This is a genomic window from Pseudomonas sp. GCM10022186, from assembly GCF_042656385.1.
In the GTDB taxonomy this organism is placed as follows: domain Bacteria; phylum Pseudomonadota; class Gammaproteobacteria; order Pseudomonadales; family Pseudomonadaceae; genus Metapseudomonas.
This window is the reverse complement of the sequence record NZ_JBHSOU010000063.1, coordinates 132,165-140,172: the sequence shown is the minus strand read 5'-3', so window position 1 is coordinate 140,172 and position 8,008 is coordinate 132,165. Positions and strand designations below refer to the sequence as shown.

Below are 8,008 nucleotides of genomic sequence, written 5' to 3'. Positions count from 1 at the left end.
GAGTGGCCTTTTCCTGATGTTGGTTGCGGGAGCTGGATTTGAACCAACGACCTTCGGGTTATGAGCCCGACGAGCTACCAGACTGCTCCATCCCGCGGTCGCCATTCTACATTCCCACGGAGGCGTGTCAAACGATATTTGCGGAAAAATCTTTTTCCCTCAAATATTTAGCGATCGTAAACGGCGCTGCACAGCTCTCCGACGGGGTGTTCGAGGCGCTTGCGCCGGACCGGAGGCCCCCACCGCTGCGGTATCATGTGCCGGTCCGCGGCCTCGTCCGGCGCTGCCCCTCCTTTCCCGCCCGCCCCAGCTGCCATGCCGCAACGAAAGATCATCCACATTGACTGCGACTGCTTCTATGCCGCCATCGAGATGCGCGACGACCCCGGCCTGGCGGGAAAACCGCTGGCGGTGGGTGGCTCGCCGGACAAGCGTGGGGTGGTGGCGACCTGTAACTATGAGGCGCGGGCCTATGGGGTGCGCTCGGCCATGCCGATGCGTACGGCGGTCAAGCTGTGCCCGGACCTGACCATCGTCCGGCCGCGCATGGACGCCTACAAGGCCGTGTCGCGGCAGATCCACCAGATCTTCCGCGACTACACCGAGATCATCGAGCCGCTGTCCCTGGACGAAGCCTATCTGGACGTCTCCGACAGTCCCCATTTCAACGGCAGCGCCACGCGCATCGCCCAGGAGATCCGCCGGCGGGTGGCGATGGAGTTGCATATCACGGTGTCCGCCGGGGTGGCGCCGAACAAGTTCATCGCCAAGATCGCCAGTGACTGGCGCAAGCCAGATGGCTTGTTCGTGGTCACTCCGGACCAGGTGGACGAGTTCGTCGCCGCCTTGCCGGTGAGCAAGCTGCATGGCGTGGGCAAGGTGACCGCGGAGAAGCTGGCGCGTCTCGGCGTGCGCACCTGCGCCGATCTGCGGGAGTGGAACAAGCTGGCGCTGGCGCGGGAGTTCGGCAGCTTCGGCGAGCGCCTCTACAACCTGGCCCGTGGCCAGGATGATCGCAGCGTGCAGGTCGATAGCCGGCGCCAGTCCATCAGCGTGGAAAACACCTACGACCATGACCTGCCGGATCTGGATGCCTGCCTGGCGCAGCTGCCTGCCCTGCTGGACGAGCTGCGTGGCCGCATGGCGCGGCTGGACAGCAGCTACAAGCCGGACAAGCCCTTCGTGAAACTGAAGTTCCACGACTTCACCCAGACCACTCTCGAACAGGCCGGCGCCCGCCGCGACCTGGACAGTTACCGGCAGTTGCTCAGCATGGCCTTCGCCCGTGGCGACAAGCCGGTGCGTCTGATCGGGGTGGGGGTGAGGCTGCAGGACTTGCGCGGCGCCCACGAGCAGCTGGCGCTGTTCTAGCCGGCGGCTTTGAAACCTGTAGGGGCGAATTCATTCGCCAAGCAGGCCGAAGGTCTGCTCTTCGAGGTCGCAGGGGGCAGCGTTGCTGCCCTTGGCGAATGAATTCGCCCCTACAAGAGCTGGAAGCGCGGCGTCAGCCTTCCACCGGCCACAGCCGGATCGGCTTGCCCTCGACCGGCCACAGGCGCAGCTGGTCGATGGGGGAAATGTCCCAGCGCTGCACCTTGCCCAGGGTGTCGAGGAAGCGCTGTTCCTGCTCCATGAGGGCGGGGGCGCACATCTTGCGGGTGCTGCCGGCGGCGCCGAAGGTCAGCTTGTCGCCTTCCAGGCTGTAGGAGGCGAACCAGTGGTTGCAGCCGGCGTTGCCGTAGGCGCGGTTGTCGTCGCCCAGGGTGATGGTCAGGTGGCTGCGGTCGATCAGCGGGCGTTCGCCGATCCATTCCACCTGGTAGGTCGTGCCGGTTTCCAGTTGCGGGCGATCGGTGGCGCAGCCGGAGACGGCGGCGGTGAGAGCGGCCAGCAGCAGGGTGTTCCGGGTCATTGGCGGTCCTCCTGACGACAGTTCGGGCAGTAGTGCTTCCCAGCCTGGTTGTACCAGCCCAGTTCGGCGATGCGTGCTTCGGCGGCGGGGGCCTGGGCCTTTTTGCCGAGGCCGCCGTCGACTGCGAACTCGAAGTCCAGGCGGGTGCCGCAGGCGTCGCAGTCCACGTGCCAGTTGTGAATGGACAGCTCCTTGAAGGCCGGGCCCTTGGCCACCGCCAGCCACTGGCCGGGCGGATTGATCAGGTGGCGCACCTTGTCGACGTGGAGGCGCATGCTGAGGTCGCGGCTGCCCTTGAGGGTGACCAGCAGGGTGTCGCCGGACTGGATCGAGCCGCCGGTTCCGGTGACCTGATAGAGGCCCGGCGAGAGGGCACGGCATTCGTTCAGGGTGTGGGCGGGGTTGAGCAGGGTGTAGCGGAAATCGTGTTCGGCCATAGGTCCTCCGGCTAGGGCGCGCATCCTAACATGGCCTAGGAGTCCACCTGATTGCACGGCCGCCCGGCGGCCCAGGCGGTGATGTTGTCCAGGGTGGTACGGGCGATGGCGGCCAGCGCCTCGCGAGTGAGGAAGGCCTGGTGGGCGGTGACTATCACATTGGGGAAGGTGAGCAACCGGGCCAGCACGTCGTCCTGCAGGGGCAGGTCGGAGCGGTCTTCGAAGAACAGGTTGGCTTCTTCCTCATAGACATCCAGGCCAAGGTAGCCGAGCTGGCCGGATTTCAGCGCGTCGATCAGCGCGGGGGTGTCCACCAGGGCGCCGCGCCCGGTGTTGATCAGCATGGCGCCGGGCTTCATCCGCTCCAGGCTGCCGGCGTTGATCAGGTGTCGGGTGCTGTCGTTGAGCGGGCAGTGCAGGCTGAGGATGTCGCTGTCGGCCAGCAGCTCCTCCAGACTGACGTAGACCGCGCCCAGTGCTTCGACGCTCGGGTTGCGCTGGGGGTCGAAGGCCAGCAGGCCACAGCCGAAGCCCGCCATGATGCGGGCGAAGGTCGCGCCGATCTGTCCGGTGCCGACCACGCCCACGGTCTTGCCCACCAGGTCGAAACCGGTCAGCCCGTGGAGGGTGAAATCACCTTCGCGGGTTCGGTTGTAGGCGCGGTGCAGGCGGCGGTTCAGGGCCAGGATCAGCGCCACCGCATGCTCGGCCACGGCATGGGGCGAGTAGGCCGGCACTCGGACCACGGTCAGGCCCAGTCGCCTGGCTGCGGTCAGGTCCACATGGTTGTAGCCGGCCGAGCGCAATGCGATCAGTCGCGTGCCGCCGCTGGCCAGGCGCTCCAGTACGGCAGCGGAAAGGTCGTCGTTGATGAAGGCGCAGACGACGTCGAATCCATTGGCCAGGGCGGTGGTGTCCAGTGTCAGCCGCGCCTGCTGGAAATGCAGTTCGAAGTTGGGGCTGGCGCCGAGGAAGCTTTCGCGGTCATAGGCCTGGCTGCTGAACAGAATGGTGCGCATGGGGTCTCCTAGGTTGTTCAGCAGCATAGCTGGCGTTCGGCTATCGCACCTTGTCCGGGATCATGCCTCTATTCTGGCCACCTCGGCGAGACGGGTGATGGCCGCGTCAAGTTCATCCAGGGCCTGCTCGGCGGTCGGGTCGTTCTGCTTGAGCAGCGTTTCGCTGCGCTGACAGGCTGCGCGCAGCTGCGGCACGCCACAGTAGCGGGTAGCGCCGTGCAGGCGGTGGACCCGTTCCAGCAGCGCCGTGCGGTCGCCATTGCGGGCGGCCTGGCGGATCGCCTCGCGGTCGGCGTCGAGGGAGGCCAGCAGCATCGACAGCATGTCGGCGGCGAGGTCTGCCTTGCCGGCAGCCAGGCGCAGGCCTTCCTCCGGGTCCAGCACGTCCAGGGCATCCTGCTCCTGGTCCTCCCGGACCTGGCGCTGGCCTGGCTGTGCGCCGAGGCTGAGGCCGGTCCACTTCAGCACCACCTGGGCCAGCTGTCGCTCGCCGATGGGCTTGGTCAGGTAGTCGTCCATGCCGCCCTGGAGCAGGGCGCGCTTCTCATTGGCCAGGGCATGGGCGGTGAGGGCGACTATGGGCACGGGGTCCATGCGCTGTTCGCTTTCCCAGCGCCGAATCGTCTCGGTGGCCTGGGTTCCGTCCATGCCGGGCATCTGCACGTCCATCAGCACCAGGTCGAAGCGCTCACGTTGCACCGCCTCGATGGCGGCGAAACCGCTGTCCACGGCGCGCACCTCGGCGCCCATGTCGGTGAGCAGGGTCTGCACCAGCAGAAGGTTGGCCGGGTTGTCGTCGACGCAGAGCAGCCGGGGCGCGCGGCTGTTGCTCGGTTGCGCCAGTTCCAGGCGTGGCTGGCGCGGGCTGGCCAGTCCGCTCAGGGCCTGTTGCAGCTTGCGCGTGCAGGCCGGTTTGGCCTGCAGCTGGCTGTGTGTCTCGGGCAGCGCGCGATGATAGAGGGCCTGCTCGGTGGTCGGGCAGAGCACCAGGCTCTTGCAGCCGAGCTGCTCCAGTTCCCAGACCCGCTGGCTGAGCTGTTCCGGCGATAGCGCCTGGACGTCGGCGCCGATCACCGCCAGTCCTATGGGGCGGTTGCCGAGGCGGCGTGCGGCGACCTCGTCCACCAGGTTGTCGATGCTGGGGTACTCCAGCACCTCCAGGCCGCAGTCTTCCAATTGATGGTGCAGCGCCTGGCGGGTCAGCTCCTGGGGTTCGAGAACCGCCACCCGGCGTCCGTCGAGACCGGGTTGGAGGCCATCGTCGATTTCGTCCAGGGACTTGGGTAGGCTGAGGGTGATCCAGAACTCCGAGCCCACGCCCGGTGTGCTGCTGACGCCGATCTCCCCACCCATCTGTTCGATCAGGCGCTTGGAGATCACCAGGCCCAGGCCGGTGCCGCCGGTCTGGCGCGACAGGGAGTTGTCGGCCTGGGTGAACGCCTGGAACAGGGCGCGCAGGTCGGCGTCGGACAGGCCGATGCCGGTGTCCTGGACGCTGATGCGCAATTGCGCCAGCTCGTCGTCGCTGTCGTCCTCGAGCATGGCGCGCACGGCGATGGTGCCTTCGCGGGTGAACTTGATGGCGTTGCTCACCAGGTTGGTCAGCACCTGCTTGAGGCGCATGGGGTCGCCCATCAACTGCAGCGGGGTGTCGCGGTAGACCAGGCTGACCAGCTCCAGGCGTTTCTCATGGGCCGCCGGGGCGAGGATGGTGAGGGTGTCCTGGATCAGGTCGCGGAGGTTGAAGGGGATACTTTCCAGCACCAGCTTGCCGGCCTCGATCTTCGAGAAATCGAGTACTTCGTTGATGATCCCCAGCAGGTTGTCGGCGGATTTCTCGATGGTGGCCAGGTAGTCCTGCTGGCGCGGGGTGAGGTCGCTTTTCTTCAGCAGATTGGTGAAACCGAGGATGCCGTTGAGCGGCGTACGGATCTCGTGGCTCATGTTGGCGAGGAACTCGGACTTGATGCGGCTGGCCTCCAGGGCCTCCTTGCGCGCCAGATCCAGTTCGATGTTCTGGATCTCGATGGTCTCGAGGTTCTGGCGAACGTCCTCGGTGGCCTGGTCGATGTTGTGCTGCAGCTCTTCCTGGGCGGTCTGCAGGGCCTCGGCCATGCGGTTGATGCCCGAGGCCAGTTCGTCCAGCTCATGGCTGCCCAGCGGCGGCAGGCGGGTTTCCAGGCGCCCTTCCTTGAGCAGCGCCACGCCTTGCTTGATGCGTCGCAGCGGGTCGTTGATGGCGCGGCTCATGCGCAGGGCTAGCAGGGCGGTGACGCCCAGGCCGGTGGCGATCAGCAGCAGGCTGGCGAGCAGGCTGCGATAGCCGCGCAGCAGGGTACCCTGGTGGGACATTTCCAGTTCCACCCAGCCCAGCAGCTTGTCGTTGTGTTGCGCTGCCTTGTTGCCGGAGAGCACGCGGTGGCGCTCGAACACCGGCTGCAGGAAGCGGGTGGCCTCGGTGTTGCTCTTTCGCGCGAGGTTGTTTCCCGACTCATCGGGGCTTTCGTTGAGCATGCGCGGCCCGGCATGGGCGAGGCGCTTGTGATCTGCACCGATGAAGCTCACGGCGCGCACGTCCGCCTGGTCCAGGGCGTGGTCGGCGATGCGCTCCAGCAGCACCGCGTCGCCACGGATGAGCGCCGGGGCCGCGAGCGGCGCCAGGTGTTCGGCGATCATCTGGCCGCGCTGCAGCAGCTGGGCCTGCATGTCGGCCTGCTGCACCCAGGTGAAATAGCCGCCCAGTACCAGCGCCAGCAGGCTGGTGGGCAGCAGTGTCAGCATGAGCACGCGGCCCTTGATGCCCAGATCCTTGTACACGCCCATCCTCCCCATGCGCTTTGAGCGCAGTGTAGCGACTCATCGGGTGGGAATCTGCTGGCAGTTTCGCCAGAATGGCCGGCGGCATTGGGTAATGGTTCGTATCTGCAGCTGCATCTTCAAGCAAGGCTCCCATCGCACCCTCGCCCGTATCTGGCTATCGGGGATGACCCCTGCTGGGCGAACAGCGCCTGATTTCGTCGGCCAGTTGCTTCAGGCCCCCAGGGTGGCCTGGTAGTCCAGCAGCGCCTGGCAATCGCTGTCGTCGCCCAGTTCGGCGGCGCGCTGGTGATAGGCGAGGGCAAGGGCGCGGATGCGCGGCTCGGGCGCTTCGGCCAGGCTGGCGCGGCTGACCCGCAGGAAGTTGAGGTTGCCACCGGCCAGGGCCGTTTCCAGCCAGCCGATGGCTTCGTCCACCAGCCCCTTGGCGGCCAGCACCGCGGCATGGCTGAACTGGCCGCGGAAGTCGCCGGCCTCGGCAGAACGCCGATACCAGGTGAAGGCGATTGCGGGGGCGGGGTCGACCGTGATGCCTTCCTCGTAGTAGCGCCCGACCAGGTTCATCGACTTGGCGTGGCCCATTTCCGCGGCCTGCAGATAGAGGGCGAAGGCGCGACGCGGGTCCCGCTCGACACCACGTCCACTGGCCAGCAGGCCTGCGTAGTTGTACATCGCCCAGTCCAGGCCATCGTCGATGGCCTTGCGGTACTGCTCGGCAGCGCCCTCCAGGTCCACCGGCCCGCCCCAGCCCTGCTCCAGGCAGCGGCCGAGCATGTTGCGCGCCATGGCGTCGCCACCCGCGGCGGCGATACCGAACCAGGTGCGCGCCAGGGCCGGGTCGCGCTCGATGCCGTTGCCGTCGAGGAGGATCTGGCCGAGCAGGGTCTGCGCTTCGCTGACGCCCTCGCGGGCCGCCGCGAGAATGGCCCGTGCCGCCTGGCGCGGGTCGCCGGCCAGGCGTTCGCGCAGCTCATCGCTGCTGAGGGTTTCGCTGCGGGTTAGGGTCAAGGCCATCCCTAGACCTCCGCCCAGCGGCGCAGGAGGTTGTGGTAGTTGCCGGTGAGCCGGACCAGCGCAGGGTGGTCCGGCACATCGCGGGCGAGGCTCTGGATCGCCTGGTCCATCTCGAACAGCAGGGTGCGCTGGCTGTCCTCGCGGACCATGCTCTGCACCCAGAAGAAGGAAGCCAGGCGTGCGCCACGGGTAACGGGTTCGACCTGGTGCAGGCTGCTGGCGGGGTAGATCACCAGATCGCCGGCGGCCAGTTTGACCCGGTGTTCGCCGTAGGTGTCCTGAATCACCAGGTCGCCGCCGTCGTAGCTGTCCGGCTCGCTGAAGAACAGGGTGGCGGAGACATCGGTGCGCACCTGTTCGGGGCTGCCCTTGATGGCGCGCACGGCGTTGTCGATGTGATAACCGAAGGTGCCGCCGCCGCTATAGCGATTGAACAGCGGCGGGTAGACCTTGTTCGGCAGCACGGCGGAGACGAACTGCGGGTTGTTCCACAGCCGTTGCAGCATGGCGGTGCTGATCTCGCGCGCCAGTGGGTCGCCCTCCGCCAGCTGCTCGTTGTGTTTGGCCTTGGCCGACTGGTAACCCGCCGTGGCCTTGCCGTCGAGCCATTCGGCGCGTTCCAGGGCCTCGCGGATCCGGGTGGCTTCGTCGGTGGTGAAAATGCCGGGAATGTGCAGAAGCATGGCGGGTTACCGAGAGAGACTGGGAAGGAAGAGAATAGTATTTATTTTCATTCAGCCTGTAAAACCAGCGAATGTGCCGCTCGGCCCGCCTGGCGAGTCCGAAACGGTTGCGGCTGCGTCCGTCAT

General features: G+C 66.6%; 7 protein-coding genes and 1 tRNA gene. 1 reads left to right on the top strand and 7 read right to left on the bottom strand.

Annotated elements, in window-relative coordinates; genetic code table 11:
• Nucleotides 1–20 precede the first annotated feature (20 nt).
• Nucleotides 21–97: transfer RNA gene (locus ACFPU0_RS21735), tRNA-Met, on the bottom strand.
• A 218-nt stretch (nucleotides 98–315) separates the two neighbouring features.
• Here ACFPU0_RS21735 and dinB point away from each other — a divergent pair.
• On the top strand, nucleotides 316–1,371 hold the full coding sequence (gene dinB / locus ACFPU0_RS21730; RefSeq protein WP_377695359.1) for a DNA polymerase IV: 1,056 nt from the start codon (nucleotides 316–318) through the stop codon (nucleotides 1,369–1,371).
• A 133-nt stretch (nucleotides 1,372–1,504) separates the two neighbouring features.
• Here dinB and ACFPU0_RS21725 read toward each other — a convergent pair whose 3' ends face one another.
• From ACFPU0_RS21725 to ACFPU0_RS21700, 6 genes are all read right to left on the bottom strand, one after another.
• Nucleotides 1,505–1,912, bottom strand: coding sequence for an META domain-containing protein (locus ACFPU0_RS21725; RefSeq protein WP_377695358.1), 408 nt, complete (start codon nucleotides 1,910–1,912; stop codon nucleotides 1,505–1,507).
• Nucleotides 1,909–2,349 (bottom strand): hypothetical protein, encoded by a 441-nt coding sequence (locus ACFPU0_RS21720; protein WP_377695357.1) that lies wholly within the window; start codon nucleotides 2,347–2,349, stop codon nucleotides 1,909–1,911. The genes ACFPU0_RS21725 and ACFPU0_RS21720 overlap by 4 nt, the downstream gene beginning before the upstream one ends.
• A gap of 35 nt (nucleotides 2,350–2,384) precedes the next feature.
• Complete coding sequence (locus ACFPU0_RS21715) at nucleotides 2,385–3,368, bottom strand: 2-hydroxyacid dehydrogenase (RefSeq protein ID WP_377695356.1); 984 nt, start codon at nucleotides 3,366–3,368, stop codon at nucleotides 2,385–2,387.
• Nucleotides 3,369–3,428: 60 nt separating this feature from the next.
• Nucleotides 3,429–6,185, bottom strand: a complete 2,757-nt coding sequence (locus ACFPU0_RS21710; RefSeq protein ID WP_377695355.1) for a response regulator — start codon at nucleotides 6,183–6,185, stop codon at nucleotides 3,429–3,431.
• Between the two features lie 213 nt (nucleotides 6,186–6,398).
• Complete coding sequence (locus tag ACFPU0_RS21705; protein WP_377695354.1) at nucleotides 6,399–7,199, bottom strand: tetratricopeptide repeat protein; 801 nt, start codon at nucleotides 7,197–7,199, stop codon at nucleotides 6,399–6,401.
• Nucleotides 7,200–7,201: 2 nt separating this feature from the next.
• On the bottom strand, nucleotides 7,202–7,882 hold the full coding sequence (locus ACFPU0_RS21700) for a Fe2+-dependent dioxygenase (protein WP_377695353.1): 681 nt from the start codon (nucleotides 7,880–7,882) through the stop codon (nucleotides 7,202–7,204).
• Nucleotides 7,883–8,008: the final 126 nt, after the last annotated feature.